Here is an 18823-nt window from a genome sequence, read left to right as displayed (position 1 = left end):
TCCTCGAAGAGACCTCATGAAGCGGGGGACACCGGCTTCGGTGTCCCCCGTCCTCGGGCCGGCTAGTTGTCGCGTGCCGCGGTCAGGTGTTCGGCGTGTTCCTGGAGGGAACGGACGCCGACCTCGCCGTGTTTGAGGGCGTCGATGCCCTGGACGGCGGCGGCCAGCGCCTGGACCGTCGTCAGACAGGGGACGCCGCGTGCGACGGCCGCCGTGCGGATGTCATAGCCGTCGAGCCGGCCGCCGGTGCCGTACGGGGTGTTGACGATCAGGTCGACACCTCCGTCGTGGATCAGCTGGACGATGGTCTTCTCGCCGTCCGGGCCCTCGCCCTCGCTCTGCTTGCGTACGACGGTGGCGTTGATGCCGTTGCGCTTGAGCACCTCCGCGGTGCCCGAGGTGGCGAGCAGTTCGAAGCCGTGGGCGACCAGCTCACGCGCCGGGAAGATCATCGAGCGCTTGTCGCGGTTGGCGACGGAGATGAAGGCGCGGCCCTTGGTGGGCAGCGGGCCGTACGCGCCTGCCTGCGACTTGGCGTACGCCGTGCCGAAGGCGGAGTCGATGCCCATCACCTCACCGGTGGAACGCATCTCCGGGCCGAGGATGGTGTCCACCCCGCGGCCGTGGATGTCGCGGAAACGCGACCACGGCATCACGGCTTCCTTGACGGAGATCGGCGCGTCGAGCGGCAGCGTTCCGCCGTCGCCCTGGGACGGCAGCAGTCCCTCTTCGCGCAGTTCGGCGATGGTGGCGCCGAGCGAGATACGGGCCGCCGCCTTGGCGAGCGGTACCGCCGTCGCCTTGGAGGTGAAGGGGACCGTACGGGAGGCGCGCGGGTTGGCCTCCAGGACGTAGAGGATGTCGCCGGCCATCGCGAACTGGATATTGATCAGCCCGCGGACCCCGACCCCCTTGGCGATGGCCTCGGTCGAGGCGCGCAGCCGCTTGATGTCGAAGCCGCCCAGCGTGATGGGGGGCAGGGCGCACGCCGAGTCGCCGGAGTGGATCCCGGCCTCCTCGATGTGCTCCATGACTCCGCCGAGGTACAGCTCCGTACCGTCGTAGAGGGCGTCCACATCGATCTCGATGGCGTCGTCGAGGAACCGGTCCACCAGGACCGGCCTGGTGGGACTGATCTCGGTGGACTCGGCGATGTACGAGGAGAGCCTGACCTCGTCGTACACGATCTCCATGCCGCGCCCGCCGAGGACGTACGAGGGCCGGACCAGTACGGGGTAGCCGATCTCGTCGGCGATGGCCTTGGCCTCGGCGAAGGTGGTGGCCGTGCCGTGCTTGGGCGCGGGCAGCCCGGCCTCGGCGAGGACCCGGCCGAAGGCGCCGCGGTCCTCGGCGGCGTGGATCGCCTCGGGGGGCGTGCCGACGATCGGTACGCCGTTGTCCTTGAGCGCCTGGGCCAGGCCCAGCGGGGTCTGGCCGCCGAGTTGGACGATGACGCCCGCGATGGGTCCGGCCAGCGTCTCGGCGTGCACGATCTCCAGGACGTCCTCCAGCGTGAGCGGCTCGAAGTAGAGCCGGTCGGAGGTGTCGTAGTCGGTGGAGACGGTCTCCGGGTTGCAGTTGACCATCACGGTCTCGTAGCCCCCCGCCGGAGTCGGCGCCGCGCTGAGCGCGAAGGAGGCGTGGACACAGGAGTAGTCGAACTCGATGCCCTGGCCGATCCGGTTGGGGCCGGAGCCGAGGATGATCACGGCGGGCCTCTCGCGTGGCGCGACCTCGCTCTCCTCGTCGTACGAGGAGTAGAAGTACGGGGTCTTCGCGGCGAACTCGGCGGCGCAGGTGTCGACCGTCTTGTAGACGGGGCGGATGCCGAGCGCGTGCCTGACCTCGCGGACCACGTCCTCGCGCAGCCCGCGGACACCGGCGATCTGGGCGTCGGAGAAGCCGTGCCGCTTCGCCTCGGCGAGCAGTCCGGGGTCCAGCTCGGGCGCCGCGGCCAGCTCGTCCGCGTACTCCTTGATCAGGAACAGCTGGTCGACGAACCACGGGTCGATCTTCGTCGCGTCGAAGACCTCCTCGGGGGTGGCACCGGCCCGGATGGCGCGCATGACCGTGTTGATCCGGCCGTCGGTGGGGACCTTCGCGGTCTCCAGCAGCGCGTCCTTCTCGGCGGGACCGCCGGCCTCGCCGGTGAAGTCGAACTGGCTGCCCGCCTTCTCCAGCGAGCGCAGCGCCTTCTGTAGCGCCTCGGTGAAGTTTCGGCCGATGGCCATGGCCTCGCCGACCGACTTCATGGTGGTGGTCAGGCTGGCGTCGGCCGCCGGGAACTTCTCGAAGGCGAAGCGCGGCACCTTCACGACGACATAGTCGAGCGTGGGTTCGAAGGACGCCGGGGTCTTCTCGGTGATGTCGTTGGGGATCTCGTCCAGTGTGTAGCCCACGGCGAGCCGGGCGGCGATCTTCGCGATCGGGAATCCGGTGGCCTTGGAGGCGAGCGCGGAGGAGCGGGAGACGCGCGGGTTCATCTCGATGACGATGACCCGGCCGTCGTCGGGGTTGATCGCGAACTGGATGTTGCAGCCGCCGGTGTCCACGCCGACCTCGCGGATCACGGCGATGCCGATGTCCCGCAGGATCTGGTACTCGCGGTCGGTGAGCGTCATCGCGGGCGCGACGGTGATCGAGTCACCGGTGTGCACACCCATCGGGTCGAAGTTCTCGATGGAGCAGACGACCACGACGTTGTCGTGCTTGTCGCGCATCAGCTCCAGCTCGTACTCCTTCCAGCCGAGGATGGACTCCTCAAGCAGGACCTCGGTGGTCGGGGAGAGCATCAGGCCCTGTCCGGCGATCCGGCGCAGATCCTCCTCGTTGTGCGCGAAGCCGGAGCCGGCGCCGCCCATGGTGAAGGAGGGACGTACGACGACGGGGTAACCGCCGAGCTCGTCCACGCCCTTGAGCACGTCGTCCATGGAGTGGCAGATGACCGAACGCGCGGACTCGCCATGGCCGATCTTGGCTTTGACGGCGTGGACGACGTCCTTGAACAGGTCGCGGTCCTCGCCCTTGTTGATCGCCTCGACGTTGGCGCCGATCAGCTCGACGCCGTACTTGTCGAGCGTGCCCGCGTCATGGAGGGAGATCGCGGTGTTGAGCGCGGTCTGCCCGCCGAGGGTGGGCAGCAGCGCGTCGGGGCGCTCCTTGGCGATGATCTTCTCGACGAAGTCGGGGGTGATCGGCTCGACATAGGTGGCGTCGGCGATCTCCGGGTCCGTCATGATCGTGGCGGGGTTGGAATTGACGAGGATGACCCGCAGACCCTCGGACTTGAGGACGCGGCACGCCTGGGTACCGGAGTAGTCGAACTCAGCGGCCTGGCCGATGACGATCGGTCCTGAACCGATGACCAGGACGGACTGGATATCGGTGCGCTTAGGCACGCTGGCCCTCCATGAGCTCTGTGAAGCGGTCGAACAGATAGGCGGCGTCGTGCGGGCCCGCGGCCGCCTCGGGGTGGTACTGGACGCTGAAGACCGGCCGGTCGAGCAGCCTGAGCCCCTCGACCACGTTGTCGTTGAGACAGACGTGGGAGACCTCGGCGCGGCCGTAGGGGGTGTCGGAGACCCGGTCGAGCGGCGCGTCGACGGCGAATCCGTGGTTGTGGGCGGTGACCTCGACCTTTCCCCAGGTGCCGGCGGCGTCACGCTCCTGCACCGGCTGGTTGATGCCGCGGTGGCCGTACTTCAGCTTGTACGTGCCGAACCCGAGCGCGCGGCCGAGCAGCTGGTTGCCGAAGCAGATGCCGAAGAGCGGGGTGCCGCGCTCCAGCACGCCCTTGACGACGGTGAGGTCGGCGGTGGCCGGGTCGCCCGGCCCGTTGGAGAGGAAGACTCCGTCGGGTCGGGTCGCGTACACCTCGTCGAGCGTGGCGTTGGCGGGCAGGACATGCACCTCTATGCCGCGCTCGGCCATCCGGTGCGGGGTCATGCCCTTGATGCCCAGGTCGAGCGCGGCGACGGTGAAGCGTGCCGAGCCCAGCGGGAGGGCCGCGCCGTCGGGGCCGATCGCGGGGACGACATACGTCCGCTCGGTGGCGACCTCGGCGGACAGATCGGCGCCGGTCATCTCGGGGGCCCGCCGGACACGGGCGAGCAGCGTCGCCTCGTCCGCCAGCCCGTCGCCGGAGAAGATACCGACGCGCATCGCGCCGCGCTCGCGCAGATGGCGGGTGAGCGCGCGGGTGTCGATCCCGCTGATGCCGACGACGCCCTGGGCGACCAGTTCGTCGTCGAGGGAGCGCCGGGAGCGCCAGTTGGAGGGGGTGCGCGCGGGGTCGCGTACGACATAGCCGGAGACCCAGATCCGCCGCGATTCGGCGTCCTCGTCATTGACGCCGGTGTTGCCGATGTGCGGAGCGGTCATCACGACGACCTGACGGTGGTACGACGGGTCGGTCAGGGTCTCCTGGTAGCCGGTCATACCGGTGGAGAACACCGCCTCGCCGAAGGTCTCCCCCACGGCCCCGTAGGCGCGGCCGCGGAAGCTGCGGCCGTCCTCCAGGACGAGTACGGCGGGAGTCGCCGTGCCGCGGGCGGTTCCCGGGGTGGAGGTGGTCATCGTGCGGGGCCTTCCGTCGTCGTGAACTGGTTGGTGAGGTTGATGGCCTCGACCCATGCGGTGTGCTCGGCGGAGTGGTCGGAGCGGAAACCGGAGTCGATCAGTCCGTCGCCGTGCTGCCAGGTGACGATCAGCAGCCCGCCCTCGGCCAGGACCTTGCCCGCGATGCCCTTGTCGAGCCGGGCCTCGCGCAGCCGGTCGGCCGGGATGAAGAAGTCGTTCGCCCCGGGGCGTACGACCTCCAGCCCCGCGTCCGTGAGTGTCAGCTCGACCCGGCTGCGGGCGCCCAGGCCATGGGCCACGATCCGGTCGAGCCACTGCCCGGCGGTCGTGGAGCCGTGGTACCGGCCGCTCATGCTCAGCTTGGCCACACCGGGCGTCTCGGGCACACCGGGCAGTTCCGGCAGATCGGACTGGAGGCTGCCGCGCCACTTCCAGCCCTGGCGCATCAGCCAGTACACGAAGGCGATGAAGAGCAGCAGACCGACGACCCAGCCGATACGGGCGGCCCAGTCGGTCACCTCCGCCGATTTCTGTTCGGCGGCCAGAGGAAGCAGAAGATTCGCAGTACTCACGCCAGATTCCCGTCGACGACCGTGGCACGGCCCCGCAGGAAGGTGTGGGTCACCCGCCCCGGCAGCTCACGCCCCTCGTAGGGGGTGTTACGGCTGCGGGAGGCGAACCCCGCGGGGTCCACGGCACCACGGTATGCCGGATCCACCAGAGTCAGGTTGGCGGGCTCACCCGGCGAGACGGGACGGCCGTGACCGTCGAGCCTGCCGATGCGGGCCGGCCGGAACGACATCCGGTCGGCGACCCCGGCCCAGTCGAGCAGCCCGGTCTCGACCATCGTCTCCTGGACCACCGACAGCGCCGTCTCCAGCCCCACCATGCCCATGGCCGCGGCGGCCCACTCGCAGTCCTTGTCCTCATGGGGATGCGGCGCGTGGTCGGTGGCGACACAGTCGATCGTGCCGTCCGCGAGGGCCTCGCGCAGGGCCGTCACATCGGCCTCGGTACGCAGCGGCGGGTTCACCTTGTAGACCGGGTTGTAGGACCGTACGAGTTCGTCGGTGAGCAGCAGATGGTGCGGGGTGACCTCGGCGGTGACGTGCCAGCCCTTGGACTTCGCCCAGCGCACCAGCTCCACCGAGCCGGCGGTGGAGAGATGGCAGATGTGTACGCGGGAGCCGACATGGGCGGCGAGGAGGACATCACGGGCGATGATCGACTCCTCGGCCACGGCGGGCCAGCCGCCCAGTCCCAGCTCGGCCGAGACGATGCCCTCGTTCATCTGGGCGCCCTCGGTCAGCCGCGGTTCCTGGGCGTGCTGGGCGATCACGCCGTCGAAGGCCTTCACGTACTCCAGCGCGCGACGCATGATCACCGCGTCGTCCACGCACTTGCCGTCGTCCGAGAAGACCCGGACGCCCGCGGCCGAGTCGTGCATCGCGCCCAGTTCGGCCAGGTGCTTGCCCTCCAGGCCGACGGTGACGGCGCCGACGGGCTGGACGTCGCAGTAGCCCGACTCCCGGCCGAGCCGCCACACCTGCTCCACCACACCGGCGGTGTCGGCCACCGGGAAGGTGTTCGCCATGGCGTGGACGGCGGTGAAACCGCCCACGGCCGCGGCCTTCGTACCGGTCAGCACGGTCTCGGAGTCCTCACGTCCGGGCTCGCGCAGATGGGTGTGCAGATCGACCAGACCGGGCAGCAGGACCCGGCCCTCGGCCTCGATGACGGTCGTCGTACCGTCCGCGGGCAGGCCGGTGCCGACCTGGGCGATGGTCTCGCCGTCGATCAGTACGTCCTGTGCCTCGCCGCCCAATACCCGCGCGCCCCGGATCAGAATCTTGCTCATGGTTACTTGTTCTCCTCGGCGTTCAGGCGGGAATGGGTGACGGCGGGCTCGTTGCCGCCCAGCAGCAGATAGAGCACGGCCATCCGGATCGAGACACCGTTGGCGACCTGCTCGACGGCCGTGCAGCGGTCGGAATCGGCGACCTCGGCGGTGATCTCCATGCCGCGGTTCATCGGCCCCGGGTGCATCACGATCGACTTCTCGGGCATGCGGCCCATGCGCTCGCCGTCCAGCCCGTAGCGGCGGGAGTACTCGCGCTCGGTCGGGAAGAAGGCGGCGTTCATCCGCTCGCGCTGGACCCGCAGCATCATCACGGCGTCGGATTGCGGCAGCACCCGGTCAAGGTCGTAGGAGACCTCGCACGGCCACCGTTCGACACCGATCGGTACGAGCGTGGGCGGGGCGACCACGGTGACCTGGGCGCCGAGTGTGTGCAGCAGCAGCACATTGGAGCGGGCGACCCTGCTGTGCAGCACATCGCCGACGATGGTGACGCGCCGCCCGTCGAGATCGCGCCCGATGCCCGCGTCGGCGCCGACCAGCCGGCGGCGCAGGGTGAAGGCGTCGAGCAGCGCCTGTGTGGGGTGCTCGTGCGTACCGTCGCCCGCGTTGACGACCGCGCCGTCGATCCACCCGGAGGTGGCGAGACGGTACGGGGCGCCGGAGGCGCCGTGCCGGATGACGACGGCGTCGGCGCCCATCGCCTCCAGGGTCAGCGCGGTGTCCTTGAGCGACTCGCCCTTGGAGACGGACGAGCCTTTGGCGGAGAAGTTGATGACATCGGCCGACAGACGCTTCGCGGCGGCCTCGAAGGAGATCCGGGTGCGGGTCGAGTCCTCGAAGAAGAGATTCACCACGGTACGGCCGCGCAGAGTCGGCAGTTTCTTGATGGGCCGGTCGGCGACCCGTGCCATCTCCTCGGCGGTGTCGAGGATCAGTACGGCCTCGTCGCGGCTGAGGTCAGCGGCGGAGATGAGATGGCCGGGTGTGCGGGGGCCGGCCCCCGGGAGGCGCAGCATCGAGAGTGCTCCGTTGTGTGGGTATGCGGGCGTGCGGGCGCGCCGGGGCGTCCGTACGGGATGGGCGGCGTACGGAGGCGCTAGCGCTCGCCGGACGCGGCGGGCCGCTTGAGGCCGAGCAGGACGGTGTCCCGGCCGTCTTCCTCGGCGAGCTGGACCTTGACGGTCTCGCGCAGCGAGGTGGGCAGGTTCTTGCCCACGTAGTCGGCGCGGATCGGCAGCTCGCGATGGCCCCGGTCGACGAGTACGGCGAGCTGGACGGCGCGCGGGCGCCCTATGTCGCCGAGCGCGTCGAGGGCGGCCCGGATCGTACGGCCGGAGAAGAGCACGTCGTCGACGAGGACGACCAGCCGTCCGTCGACGCCGTCGCCGGGGATGTCGGTACGGGCCAGCGCGCGGGCGGGCCGCAGGCGCAGGTCGTCGCGGTACATCGTGATGTCGAGGGAGCCGACGGGGATCGAGCGGCCGGTGATCTCCACGAGCTTTCCGGCCAGTCGGCGGGCCAGGAAGACTCCGCGGGTCGGAATGCCGAGCAGCACCACGTCGTCGGCGCCCTTGGCGCGTTCGACGATCTCGTGGGCGATACGGGTCAGGGCCCGTGCGATGTCGGGGGCCTCCAGGACGGGGCGTGCCGCCTCGCCCGCGCCTTCCGTTCGGCCGGTCCCGCCGATATGACCGGTCTCGCTGGTGTCGCTGGTGTCCATATGAAACGGACCTCCTTCTCCGCCTCACGGGACGGATCTTAAAGGACGTCGAAATTACGCCACCCAGGCTAGCAGGAGGCCGGCGGCGTACTTTGGCCGCACCCCTGTCCTGGCACGGCGGAAAGCCCGCTGATGAGCTCGGTGCGACTCCTTCGGCTTGACGCATCCAAGTAACGCTGCGTAACCTCACAGTGAGTTACCAGACTTCGTCCGGGGAGCTATATGTCCAGCGAATACGCAAAGCAGCTCGGGGCCAAACTCCGCGCCATCCGCACCCAGCAGGGCCTCTCGCTCCATGGCGTGGAGGAGAAGTCCCAGGGGCGCTGGAAGGCAGTGGTGGTCGGTTCGTACGAGCGTGGCGACCGTGCCGTTACGGTGCAGCGCCTCGCCGAGCTGGCGGATTTCTACGGGGTCCCCGTGCAGGAACTTCTTCCCGGCACGACCCCCGGTGGAGCCGCCGAGCCGCCGCCGAAGCTCGTCCTCGACCTGGAGCGGCTGGCCCATGTGCCGCAGGAGAAGGCGGGCCCCCTCCAGCGTTACGCGGCGACGATCCAGAGCCAGCGCGGCGACTACAACGGCAAGGTGCTGTCGATCCGACAGGACGACCTGCGCACGCTTGCCGTGATCTACGACCAGTCGCCCTCGGTCCTGACCGAGCAGTTGATCAGCTGGGGCGTTCTGGACGCCGACGCGCGCCGTGCGGTCGCCCACGAGGAGGGCTGACCCAACCCGCCACAGACCAGCAGAAACGTCACCTCCGGAGGGGCGGTCCCGTATGCGTACGGGGCCGCCCTCCGGTGCGTTGAGGCCACCCTCGCGCGGGCGCGCGACGCGGGCCCCGAGACGCGCTCGCCGTACGCCCCGGGGAGCGCCTGGAAGCGGCAAAGCGCCGGACAGGGCTGAGGCAGCCCGTCCGGCGCTTTCGCGGTACCGCCCCGGGCCTCTTCCGTGGTCCGGAGGCCGCTCAGACGCGGCGGAGGCTGGGCTTGAGGTCCTTGAAGCGGCCCAGCAGACCGTTCACGAAAGACGGGGAATCATCGGTGGAGAACTCCTTGGCGAGCTGAACCGCCTCGTCGATCACCACCGCGTCCGGGGTCTCGTCCACCCACACCAGCTCGTACGCGCCGAGCCGCACGATGTTCCGGTCGACGACCGGCATCCGGTCGAGCGTCCAGCCCACCGAGTAGGTGGAGATCAGCTCGTCGATGCGGTCCGCGTGCTCCGCGTACCCCTCGACCAGCTCCATCGTGTACTCACCCACCGGCGGCTGACGGTCGTCGGTCCGGGCATGCCGTATCCAGTCCGCGAGGACCGTCCGCACGGACGCCCCGCGCTGGTCGGCCTCGAAGAGAATCTGGAAGGCGCGCTTACGGGCCTTGTTCCGGGCAGCCACGGTTAGCTGTTCACCCGGCCGAGGTACTCACCGGAGCGCGTGTCGACCTTGATCTTCTCACCGGTGGTGATGAAGAGCGGGACACCGATCTCGTAGCCGGTCTCCAGCGTGGCGGGCTTGGTGCCACCGGTGGAGCGGTCGCCCTGGACGCCGGGGTCGGTGTGCTGGATCGTCAGCTCGACGGCGGCGGGCAGCTCGACATAGAGCACCTCGCCCTCGTGGGTGGCGACGCTGGCCGTGAAGCCCTCGATCAGATAGTTGGCGGCGTCACCGACGGCCTTGCGGTCGACCATCAGCTGATCGTAGGTCTCCATGTCCATGAAGACGAAGTACTCGCCGTCCATGTACGAGAACTGCATGTCGCGGCGGTCAACGGTGGCCGTGTCGACCTTCACGCCGGCGTTGAAGGTCTTGTCGACGACCTTGCCGGAGAGCACGTTCTTCAGCTTGGTGCGCACGAAGGCCGGGCCCTTGCCGGGCTTGACGTGCTGGAACTCGACGACGGACCAGAGCTGGCCTCCGTCGAGCTTGAGCACCAGGCCGTTCTTGAGGTCGTTCGTGGAAGCCACGGTTGCGGAATCTCCTGGACTGAAGCTGGTGGACGACCCAGGGTGCGCGCTAGAGCGCGAGCAGTTCCTTGGTCGTGATGGTGAGTAGCTCGGGTCCGCCGTCCGCCTCGTGGCGGACGACGAGCGTGTCATCGATCCGGACACCGCCCCGGCCCGGGAGGTGGACCCCCGGTCCGACGGTGACCGGCACACAAGCGTCCAGTTTACCCATGGCCGTGGGGGCGAGCTGCGGGTCCTCGTCGATTTCCAGTCCGACCCCATGTCCCGTACGGGGTGCGAGCCCCTCGCCGTGCCCCGCGGCCTCCAGCGGGTACCGGGTGGCATGGTCCACCTCGCGGTAACCAGCGCTTGGCACAAGGGCCTCCCGACCTGCCCGTTGTGCCGCGAAGACCAGCTCGTACAGCTCGATCTGCCAGTCGGCGGGCGAGGTCCCGATGACAAACGTGCGGCCGATCAGACAGCGGTAGCCGCGGTAGTCGGCACCGAGGCCGACGGAGAGGAAATCACCCTCCTCGACCCGGCGGTCGGAGGGGTGGTGCCCGCAGCGACCGGAGTTGGGGCCGGTGGCGACAGCGGTCGGGAAAGCGGGGCCGTCCGCGCCGTGATCGACGAGGCGCCGCTCCAGCTCCAGCGCGAGATGGCGTTCGGTACGGCCCACCAGGATCGACTCAAGCAGCTCGCCCAGCGCCTGGTCGGCGATCTCGGCCGCGATCCGCAGGCAGGCGATCTCCTCCTCGTCCTTGACGATCCGCTGCTGCTCGACGGCGCCGCCCAGATCGGTCAGCCGCAGCCGGGGCGCGACGGAGCCGATCGCGCGGTGCCGGGCGACGGTCAGATGGTGCTCCTCCACGGCGAAGGTCCCGGCGGCCGACGAGCCAAGGGTTCCGGCGGCCGCGATCGCGGGGTCGCCGATGGTGTGGGGCAGCACGGTGAGCCGGAGGTGTTCGTCGATCCGCCGCCCCCCGGCGTCGTCGTCCGCGGGGGGACGCGGACAGAACAGCATGTCTCCGTCGGGACCGGGGCCGAGCAGCAGTACGGCACCGGGAGGCGCCCCGCCCGCGAGGTAGCGGACATTGGCGGGGCGGGAGACCAGCGCCGCCGCGTCGCCCGCCGCCGAGCACCGGTCACGCAGCCGCGCGCGGCGCGCCGCATACACGTCTGACATGACCCGAGCGTATGAGCGAGGGCGTCACCCGGCCGGTTCAGCGCGTCCGACCGGGGGGCGTCTCCTTTCCCCGCCCGCGCGCCGCCTGCCGGTCGTCGGACATCACCAGTTGGGCGGGCTCGTGAGGGAACGGGCGAGGATGTCGTCCAGCACCCTGGCCGTGGTCTCCACGTCGTACTTGGTGTTGTCGATGATCGGCAGCCCCGAGCCGTACCAGCCGGCCATCCGGCCATGGATGCCGGCCACCTCCTCGTCGGAAAGCCGGCGGTTGCCGCTGCGCTCGGCGTTGCGCTCCAGCACGATCTCCAGACCCGGCAGCAGGACCACCGGCAGCAGACCGGGGCCGACATGGCGCTTCCAGCCGCCGAGACCGACGACCGGCCGGTCGGGGAAGACCGCGTCGTCCAGGATGCAGGAGATGCCGTTGGCGAGGAAATTGCGCGCGGCGAAGCCGCAGGTACGGCGCGCCAGCCGGTACTGCGCCTCGGAGTGGTCGTTCCATCCGGACTGCGGATCGGCGAAGCCGGAGCAGACCCATTCGCGGACATCGTCGAGGCTGATGTGCGCGGTGGGCACCTGGCGGCTCATCGCCCAGTGCCGGGCCACGGTCGTCTTGCCCGCGCCGGCCGGGCCGATCAGCAGGACGGCGAGAGTCGCCGCCCCGGTGCCGCCGTCGGGGGCGCGGGGCGGCGCGGGCATGGGGACCGGGCCGCCGGGCGGCAGCTGGATGTGTCCGGTGGAGTCCATGGCGGGGGGCCCGGCGGGCGGCCCCTGCGGCGGTACGGGCGCGCTGTGCGGCGCCTGCGCGGGACGCGGCCCGGGTGGCTGGTGGGGACCGGGGGGCTGATGTGGGCCAGGGGTCTGGTGCGAGCCCGGTGGTTGGTGCGAGCCGGGTGGCTGGTGGGGCGCGGGCGCACGGTGCGGCCCGGGGGGCTGATGTGGCGTGGGGGGCTGGTGGGGCAGGGGAGGCTGCCCCGGCCCCTGCCGCGCCCATCCGCCGGATCCGTACCCCGGTCCCTGGGGAGGCGGCAACGGAGCCCCTGCTGAGTGCTGCATCCGGTGCCACTCCGTCTCGTGCGACTGACGCTGGTCGGCGACTCCCTGCCCTGTCGGCCGCGCGCTACCGAACGGTACCGCCCCCGGCCGCCACACTGGCAACGGCCCGGGCGCGCCAACAGTGCCCCGTCAGCCGGACACTTCCTCCGCCAGTGCCCGAAGGGCGAGCCGGTACGAGCCGATACCGAAGCCCGCGACCGTACCGCTGGCGACGGCCGCGACCACCGACGTGTGGCGGAATTCCTCCCGTGCGTACGGATTCGAGATATGCACCTCGATGAGCGGCGCGGTGCGCTGAGCTGCCGCGTCCCGCATTCCGTACGAGTAGTGGGTGAACGCACCGGGGTTGAGAACGACCGGAATTGAACCGTCCGCGGCCTCGTGCAGCCAGCGGATCATCTCCCCCTCGTCGTTCGTCTCACGGACGTCGACCTCGAAGCCGAGCTCCTTGCCGAGCTCACGGCAGGCGTCCACCAGACCCGCGTACGAGGTCGCGCCGTAGACATCGGGCTCGCGCGAGCCGAGACGGCCGAGATTGGGGCCGTTGAGTACGAGGACCCGTCGGCTCACGCCGACACCTCCCCGTACGCGGCGAGCAGCACCGCCGGGTCGGGACCCTCCAGGACGGTCGGCTTGGCGAGCCCGTCCAGCACGATGAAGCGCAGCAGATCGCCGCGGGACTTCTTGTCGACCCTCATCGTCTCCAGCAGCTTGGGCCACTGGTCACCGCGGTAGGTCAGCGGCAGCCCGACGGACTCCAGTACGGAGCGGTGCCGGTCCGCGGTCGCGTCGTCCAGCCGGCCGGCGAGCCGGCCCAGCTCCGCGGCGAAGACCATGCCGACGGAGACCGCGGCGCCGTGCCGCCACTTGTAGCGTTCGTTCTTCTCGATCGCGTGGGCGAGGGTGTGGCCGTAGTTCAGGATCTCGCGCAGCCCGGATTCCTTGAGGTCGTTGGAGACGACCTCGGCCTTCACCCGGATCGAGCGCTCGATCAGCTCGGCGGTGTGCGGGCCGGAGGGCGTACGCGCGCCCTCCGGGTCGGACTCGACGAGATCGAGAATGGCCGGGTCCGCGATGAAACCCGCCTTGATGACCTCGGCCATGCCGCTGACGTAGTCGTGGACGCCCAGCGAGTCCAGCGCGGCGAGGTCGCACAGCACCCCGGCGGGCGGGTGGAAGGCGCCGACGAGGTTCTTGCCCTCGGCGGTGTTGATACCGGTCTTGCCGCCCACCGCCGCGTCGACCATGGCGAGCACCGTGGTCGGTACGGCGATCCAGCGCACCCCGCGCAGCCAGGTCGCGGCGACGAACCCGGCCAGGTCGGTGGTGGCCCCACCGCCGACACCGATGATCACATCGGTACGGGTGAAGCCGGTCTGCCCGAGCGCCTTCCAGCAGTACGCCGCGACCTCGACGGTCTTGGCCTCCTCGGCGTTGGGCACCTGGATCGCGACGGCCTCGTACCCCTGGTCCGCGAGATCCTGGCGCAGTGCCTCGCCCGTACCCTCCAGCGCCTCCGGGTGCACGACCGCGACCCGCTTGGCCTTCGGGCCGACGAGCGCGGGCAACTCCCCCAGCAGCTGCCGGCCGACCAGCACCTCGTACGGGTCGTGTCCGGCGGTGCCGCCGACCTGGATACGGGTGACTGTCTGGTCCGTCATGCGGGGTTCTCCTTGCCGGGGGTCCGGGGTTCTTCTGCCGGGAGGTGCTTGAGCTCCAGCGCGTCGAGGACGGCCTCGGCGACCTCTTCGGGGGTGCGGTCGTCGGTCGGGACCACCACCCGGGCCACATCCGTGTAGTGATGGCGGCGGGCCTCCATCAGCGTCTTCCACTGCTGGCGGGGGTTGACGGCCAGCAGCGGGCGGGCGACGTTCAGCCCGACCCGCTTGACGGCCTCACCGACCTCCATCGACAGATAGACGACGGGGAGCCCGGCGAGCAGTTCCCGCGTGGCGGCGTCGAGGACCGCGCCGCCGCCCAGAGCCAGTACGCCCCCGTGCTCGGCGATCGCCCGCCCCACCGCCTCGTGCTCCAGCTCACGGAAGCGCGGCTCGCCCTCGTCCACGAAGATGTCCGCGATCGACCGTCCCTGGGCCGCGACGATATCGGCGTCGCTGTCGCGGAAGCCGGTGCCCAGACGCTCGGCGAGCAGCTCACCGACGGTGGACTTGCCGACCCCCATCGGCCCTACCAGCACGATGACCGGTGCGCTCACCCGATCCGCCCTCTTCACCGAAGCCGCCTCCCTCACCGGATCCGGCCCGCTCATCGGATCCGGAGGTTGTCGAGGTACGAGCGGACATTGCGCCGTGTCTCGGGCACGCTGTCGCCGCCGAACTTCTCGGCGACCGCGTCCGCGAGGGTCAGCGCGACCATGGCCTCGGCGACGATGCCGGCGGCCGGCACGGCACACACGTCGGAGCGCTGGTGGTGCGCCTTCGTCGCCTCACCGGTGACCACATCGACGGTGGCCAGCGCGCGTGGCACGGTCGCGATGGGCTTCATCGCGGCCCGCACCCGCAGCAGTTCACCGGTCGTCAGCCCGCCCTCGGTGCCGCCGGAGCGGCCGGACGCGCGCCTGATGCCGTCGTCGGTCGCCACGATCTCGTCATGCGCCTGCGATCCCGGCACCCGTGCCAGTCCGAAGCCGTCGCCGATCTCGACGCCCTTGATCGCCTGAATACCCATCAGGGCGGCGGCGAGGCGCGCGTCGAGCCTGCGGTCCCAGTGCACGTGCGAGCCGAGGCCGACGGGCACTCCGTACGCGAGCACCTCGACCACGCCGCCGAGGGTGTCGCCGTCCTTGTGTGCCTGGTCGATCTCCGCGACCATCGCCTCGCTCGCGTCCGCGTCCAGACAGCGCACCGGGTCCGCGTCCAGCTTCGCCACATCGGAGGGCACCGGGTACACGCCGTACGGGGCCTTGGCCGTGGCCAGCTCGACGACATGGGACACGATCTCGATCCCGGCCGTCTCCTTCAGATACGAACGCGCCACCGCGCCGAGCGCGACCCGAGCGGCGGTCTCCCGCGCGCTCGCCCGCTCCAGGACCGGCCGGGCCTCGTCGAAGCCGTACTTCTGCATCCCGGCGAGATCGGCGTGGCCGGGCCGGGGCCTGGTCAGCGGCTCGTTACGGGCCAGTCCCGCCAGCACCTCGGGGTCGACCGGATCGGCCGCCATGACCTGTTCCCACTTGGGCCACTCGGTGTTGCCCACCATGATCGCGACGGGTGATCCCATGGTCAGACCGTGCCGTACACCGCCGAGGAAGGTGACCTCGTCGCGCTCGAACTTCATCCGGGCACCGCGCCCATAGCCGAGGCGCCGCCGGGCCAGGTGGTCCGCCACCATCTCCGTGGTGATGGGCACACCGGCGGGAAGTCCCTCCAGCGTCGCCACGAGTGCGGGGCCGTGGGACTCCCCCGCGGTCAGCCAGCGCAACCTGCTCAACGGTGCTCCTCATACTCGCGCCCGGAACTGCAGCGGCACGACCGGGTGCGCGGCCCTGGCCCGCCTTGTCCGATCCTCCCACGGCCGGGAGGCCGACCGACGACACGGTCCGATACGCGGACAAAGAAGCGCGGAGAGGGGCCTGCCGGACGGAGCGCCCGCTCGTCAGGAAGAGGAGGACGGGGACGGAGAGGACGACGGGGACGGGGGCGAGGACGATCCGGTGGCCTCCCCGTTCCCGCCGAGCGCGGCGTTTCCCGCCGCCCGCATGGCGGCGAGCGGCCCCGGTGAGCGGCCCGTCATCAGTTCCACCTGGAGCACCGCTTGGTGCACCAGCAGATCGAGCCCGCCGATGACCGCCCCGTCGTGCTTCTCCCAGGCCGCCGCGAGCGGTGTCGGCCAGGGCTCGTACAGCACGTCGAAGAGCGTTCCGGCCCCGGCGGGGACGGCGGCGGTCAGCTCGTCGGTGGCACCGGCCGGGGTGGTGGCGATCACGAGAGGGGCGCGCAGAGCCCGGTCCGCCTCCGCCCAGTCGGCGATCCGGACATCGACGGCGAGCCGCTCGGCCCAGCCGCGCATCTCGGCCGCGCGGGTCTCACTGCGTACGTACGCGGTGACCGGGCCCGTGCAGATCAGGGAAAGCGCCGCGACGGCGGACGAGGCGGTCGCGCCCGCGCCGAGGATCGCCGCGGACTCCACCTTCTCGACGCCACGCTCCCGCAGCGCGGCGATCATGCCGGGGATATCGGTGTTGTCGCCGGTACGCCGGCCGTCGTCGCCGAAGACGACGGTATTGACCGCCTCCACCGACGCGGCGGTGCCGGTGATCTCGTCCAGCAGCGGGATCACGGCCCGCTTGAGCGGCATGGTCAGCGAGAGACCGGCCCAGGACGGATCTGCCCGCAGCGTCTCGAAGAAGCCGGGGAGCCCGACCTCTCCGACCTCGAACCGGTCGTACGACCAGGTGTCGAGGCCCAGCGCGTCGTACGCGGCGCGATGCAGCACCGGGGACAGGGAGTGGGCGATGGGCGATCCGAGGACCGCCGCCCGCCGGCTTCTGGTCACGGCTTCTTGCTTTCCTTCTCGTACTGCTGGCGGTTCTCCTCGTGCTCCTCATTGGTGACGGCGAAGAGCGTCTTGTCCGAGGTGACCGAGACGAAGTAGTACCAGGGACCGTCCGCCGGCTCGATCGACGAATTCAGCGCGTCGGCGCCCGGATTTCCGATCGGCCCCGGGGGCAGCCCCTTGATGTCGTACGTGTTGTACGGATCCTTGATCTTCCGGAGATCGTCGACCGCACCGAGATCCAGTCTGCTCTGGGCCTTGATGTAGTTGACCGTGGAGTCGAACTCAAGACGTCCGACGGTCTCCGTGTTCTCCGGCTGGAGGCGGTTGTAGACGACGCGCGCGACCTTGTCGAAGTCGTGCTTGTACTTGCCTTCCGCCTGGACGAGGCTCGCGACCGTGATCAACTGGAGCGGTGATTTCAGTCCGAGCTTCTCGGCCTCGCCCGCGAGGTCCTGCTTGCCGTATTCGGCGTTGGCGCGGGCGACCATCTTCTTGAGGACGGCCTCGGGCGTCATCCCCTTGGCGACCGGATAGCTCGCGGGGAAGAGGAAACCCTCCAGCGGGTCCTTGACCTCGTTGTTGTCGTTCGCCCACTTCGGCAGACCGAGGTTCTTCGCCTCCGCCTTGGCGACAGCGGCGGTCTCGCCCTTCTTGAGTTCGAGCCGCTTGTCGATCTCCTCATAGACCCAGACATTGCGCTTGCCCTCGGGAATGACCAGCGCATTGCGGCTGCTCGGGCTCAGCATTGTCTTCACCGCGTTCGCCGCGGACATTTTCTTGCTGAGCCGGTAGACGCCCGCCTGAATGGTATTTCCCTTGGGATTCGCCTGCTGCGCGGAGACAAAGGCGCGCTGGCTCTTCACCACGCCCTGTTTCACCAGGAGCGCGGCGATCTCATATCCGCCCGCGCCCTGCGGAATCACCACTTCCACCGAGCCGGAGCCGGTGCCGACATAGTCCGGCGGGGGGCCGAATTTCTGCTGCCAGTACTGATAGCCGACATACCCGGCGCCACCGACACCGCCGACCAGCACCGCGGCCACGACAACGCAGGCGACGCCGTTGCGGCCCTTCTTCTTCGTCTTGCCGCGACGGTCTCTGCCACCGCCCCGGCGGCCATCGCCCGGTTCGGCGTCCTCGTCGTCGCCGCCGTCACCGGTGAAGAAGGGGTGGGTCTCCTTCTGCTGCTCTTCCTCCCAGCCGTCACCCTGGTCGGGCGCGGGCTCAGGTTCGGCGCGCCGCTGAGCGGGGGGCTGTGGCGGCGGATACGCGTCGGAGGTGGCGTAGTAATCCTGGTTGTCGCCGTAGCCGGCGGGCTGCTGCGAGTCGTAGGACGTACCGGGCTGTCCGCCGTACGGCATGGTGGCCTGCTGGCCGTTGTCCCAACTGCCGTTGTACTGGGGGTCGTTGTACTGAGGCTGCGGATGCTGCTGATGGGGCTGGCGCGCCTGCTGGGCATGCTGCTGCGGCTGCTGGGCATGCTGTTGTGGCTGCTGGGCATGCTGCTGATGATGGGGATGCTGCTGTTGATCGCCGTACTGCTGGGCCTGGTGGGACTGCTGCGGCTCGCCGTACTGGGGGTTGTGGTACTGCTGCCCGCCGTACTGCGGCTGGTGCCCCTCGTAGTGCGGCTGCCCACCTCGCTGCGGGTGGTACTGCTGCTGGTACGGGTCCTGACCAGCCCCGTACGGTGCCTGCCCCTGCGGGTGCGGCTGCTGCGCGTACTGCTGCTGAGGCTGCCCGGCATAGGGAGCGCTGCCGTCGGTGGCCTGCTGTGCCGCCCACCCCTGGTCCCCGTACAACGGGTCCCCTGGGTGCCACGGTTCGGAGCCGGAGCCCCGGCCATAGTCAGTCATCGATCCCCTTGAGCCGCGAGACGATGATCGCGGTGCGCCGTGGCACCGCGTCCGTTTCGCCTCTTTGCTGTGCGCCGACTGTTCGAACACTGGCGCATCGCGCGGAA

At 70.1% G+C, this 18823-nt stretch carries 17 protein-coding genes; 1 reads left to right on the top strand and 16 read right to left on the bottom strand.

Annotation, left to right across the window (positions count from 1 at the left end; genetic code table 11):
* Window positions 1-62: 62 nt before the first annotated feature.
* From carB to pyrR, 6 genes are all read right to left on the bottom strand, one after another.
* Window positions 63-3398, bottom strand: a complete 3336-nt coding sequence (gene carB / locus ABTZ59_RS06300; protein ID WP_351391508.1) for a carbamoyl-phosphate synthase large subunit — start codon at window positions 3396-3398, stop codon at window positions 63-65.
* The gene (gene carA / locus ABTZ59_RS06295) at window positions 3391-4575 is read right to left on the bottom strand and encodes a glutamine-hydrolyzing carbamoyl-phosphate synthase small subunit (RefSeq protein ID WP_351391504.1); all 1185 of its coding nucleotides are present in this window, start codon (window positions 4573-4575) and stop codon (window positions 3391-3393) included. Before carA ends, carB begins: the two co-directional genes overlap by 8 nt.
* Window positions 4572-5150 carry a PH-like domain-containing protein gene (locus tag ABTZ59_RS06290; RefSeq protein WP_351391502.1) on the bottom strand — a complete coding sequence of 193 codons (579 nt, stop codon included), beginning with the start codon at window positions 5148-5150 and terminating at the stop codon, window positions 4572-4574. The genes carA and ABTZ59_RS06290 overlap by 4 nt, the downstream gene beginning before the upstream one ends.
* Window positions 5147-6436, bottom strand: coding sequence for a dihydroorotase (locus ABTZ59_RS06285; RefSeq protein WP_351391499.1), 1290 nt, complete (start codon window positions 6434-6436; stop codon window positions 5147-5149). The genes ABTZ59_RS06290 and ABTZ59_RS06285 overlap by 4 nt, the downstream gene beginning before the upstream one ends.
* 2 nt (window positions 6437-6438) lie before the next feature.
* Window positions 6439-7455, bottom strand: a complete 1017-nt coding sequence (locus ABTZ59_RS06280; RefSeq protein WP_351391495.1) for an aspartate carbamoyltransferase catalytic subunit — start codon at window positions 7453-7455, stop codon at window positions 6439-6441.
* A gap of 80 nt (window positions 7456-7535) precedes the next feature.
* Window positions 7536-8159: a bifunctional pyr operon transcriptional regulator/uracil phosphoribosyltransferase PyrR gene (gene pyrR / locus ABTZ59_RS06275; protein ID WP_351391493.1), complete on the bottom strand. Its 624-nt coding sequence runs from the start codon at window positions 8157-8159 to the stop codon at window positions 7536-7538.
* A gap of 222 nt (window positions 8160-8381) precedes the next feature.
* On the opposite strand from pyrR, the gene bldD reads away from it, so the two are divergent.
* A complete protein-coding gene (gene bldD / locus ABTZ59_RS06270) occupies window positions 8382-8882 on the top strand; it encodes a transcriptional regulator BldD (protein WP_030355502.1) in 501 nt (166 codons plus the stop codon).
* Between the two features lie 241 nt (window positions 8883-9123).
* On the opposite strand, the gene nusB is transcribed toward bldD, so the two are convergent.
* From nusB to mltG, 10 genes are all read right to left on the bottom strand, one after another.
* A complete protein-coding gene (nusB, locus tag ABTZ59_RS06265; RefSeq protein ID WP_351391488.1) occupies window positions 9124-9552 on the bottom strand; it encodes a transcription antitermination factor NusB in 429 nt (142 codons plus the stop codon).
* A gap of 2 nt (window positions 9553-9554) precedes the next feature.
* Complete coding sequence (efp, locus tag ABTZ59_RS06260; protein WP_351391485.1) at window positions 9555-10121, bottom strand: elongation factor P; 567 nt, start codon at window positions 10119-10121, stop codon at window positions 9555-9557.
* A gap of 49 nt (window positions 10122-10170) precedes the next feature.
* Window positions 10171-11286 carry an aminopeptidase P family protein gene (locus ABTZ59_RS06255; protein WP_351391482.1) on the bottom strand — a complete coding sequence of 372 codons (1116 nt, stop codon included), beginning with the start codon at window positions 11284-11286 and terminating at the stop codon, window positions 10171-10173.
* Between the two features lie 102 nt (window positions 11287-11388).
* Complete coding sequence (locus ABTZ59_RS06250) at window positions 11389-12342, bottom strand: AAA family ATPase (protein ID WP_351391479.1); 954 nt, start codon at window positions 12340-12342, stop codon at window positions 11389-11391.
* 129 nt (window positions 12343-12471) lie between these two features.
* Complete coding sequence (gene aroQ, locus ABTZ59_RS06245) at window positions 12472-12912, bottom strand: type II 3-dehydroquinate dehydratase (protein WP_249951024.1); 441 nt, start codon at window positions 12910-12912, stop codon at window positions 12472-12474.
* A complete protein-coding gene (gene aroB / locus ABTZ59_RS06240) occupies window positions 12909-14003 on the bottom strand; it encodes a 3-dehydroquinate synthase (RefSeq protein ID WP_351391474.1) in 1095 nt (364 codons plus the stop codon). The genes aroQ and aroB overlap by 4 nt, the downstream gene beginning before the upstream one ends.
* Window positions 14000-14524, bottom strand: a complete 525-nt coding sequence (locus ABTZ59_RS06235) for a shikimate kinase (RefSeq protein ID WP_351391730.1) — start codon at window positions 14522-14524, stop codon at window positions 14000-14002. The genes aroB and ABTZ59_RS06235 overlap by 4 nt, the downstream gene beginning before the upstream one ends.
* An 83-nt stretch (window positions 14525-14607) precedes the next feature.
* Window positions 14608-15792, bottom strand: a complete 1185-nt coding sequence (gene aroC / locus ABTZ59_RS06230) for a chorismate synthase (RefSeq protein WP_351391472.1) — start codon at window positions 15790-15792, stop codon at window positions 14608-14610.
* A gap of 165 nt (window positions 15793-15957) precedes the next feature.
* Entirely contained in the window at window positions 15958-16857 is a 900-nt protein-coding gene (locus tag ABTZ59_RS06225) for a shikimate dehydrogenase (protein WP_351391469.1), read from the bottom strand.
* Complete coding sequence (gene mltG / locus ABTZ59_RS06220; protein WP_351391466.1) at window positions 16854-18716, bottom strand: endolytic transglycosylase MltG; 1863 nt, start codon at window positions 18714-18716, stop codon at window positions 16854-16856. The genes ABTZ59_RS06225 and mltG overlap by 4 nt, the downstream gene beginning before the upstream one ends.
* Between the last annotated feature and the right edge of the window lie 107 nt (window positions 18717-18823).

Source organism: Streptomyces sp. NPDC094034, assembly GCF_040303865.1.
Lineage (GTDB): Bacteria > Actinomycetota > Actinomycetes > Streptomycetales > Streptomycetaceae > Streptomyces.
This window is presented reverse-complemented; position numbering and strand designations above follow the sequence as displayed.

Coding starts and splice junctions, on each gene's coding strand:
- ABTZ59_RS06285 (WP_351391499.1), bottom strand. CDS start 6,436: ATGAGCAAGATTCTGATCCGGGGCGCGCGGGTATTGGGCGGCGAGGCA.
- pyrR (WP_351391493.1), bottom strand. CDS start 8,159: ATGGACACCAGCGACACCAGCGAGACCGGTCATATCGGCGGGACCGGC.
- bldD (WP_030355502.1), top strand. CDS start 8,382: ATGTCCAGCGAATACGCAAAGCAGCTCGGGGCCAAACTCCGCGCCATC.
- aroB (WP_351391474.1), bottom strand. CDS start 14,003: ATGACGGACCAGACAGTCACCCGTATCCAGGTCGGCGGCACCGCCGGA.
- carA (WP_351391504.1), bottom strand. CDS start 4,575: ATGACCACCTCCACCCCGGGAACCGCCCGCGGCACGGCGACTCCCGCC.
- ABTZ59_RS06280 (WP_351391495.1), bottom strand. CDS start 7,455: ATGCTGCGCCTCCCGGGGGCCGGCCCCCGCACACCCGGCCATCTCATC.
- ABTZ59_RS06235 (WP_351391730.1), bottom strand. CDS start 14,524: ATGGGGGTCGGCAAGTCCACCGTCGGTGAGCTGCTCGCCGAGCGTCTG.
- mltG (WP_351391466.1), bottom strand. CDS start 18,716: ATGACTGACTATGGCCGGGGCTCCGGCTCCGAACCGTGGCACCCAGGG.
- ABTZ59_RS06255 (WP_351391482.1), bottom strand. CDS start 11,286: ATGTCAGACGTGTATGCGGCGCGCCGCGCGCGGCTGCGTGACCGGTGC.
- ABTZ59_RS06250 (WP_351391479.1), bottom strand. CDS start 12,342: ATGCAGCACTCAGCAGGGGCTCCGTTGCCGCCTCCCCAGGGACCGGGG.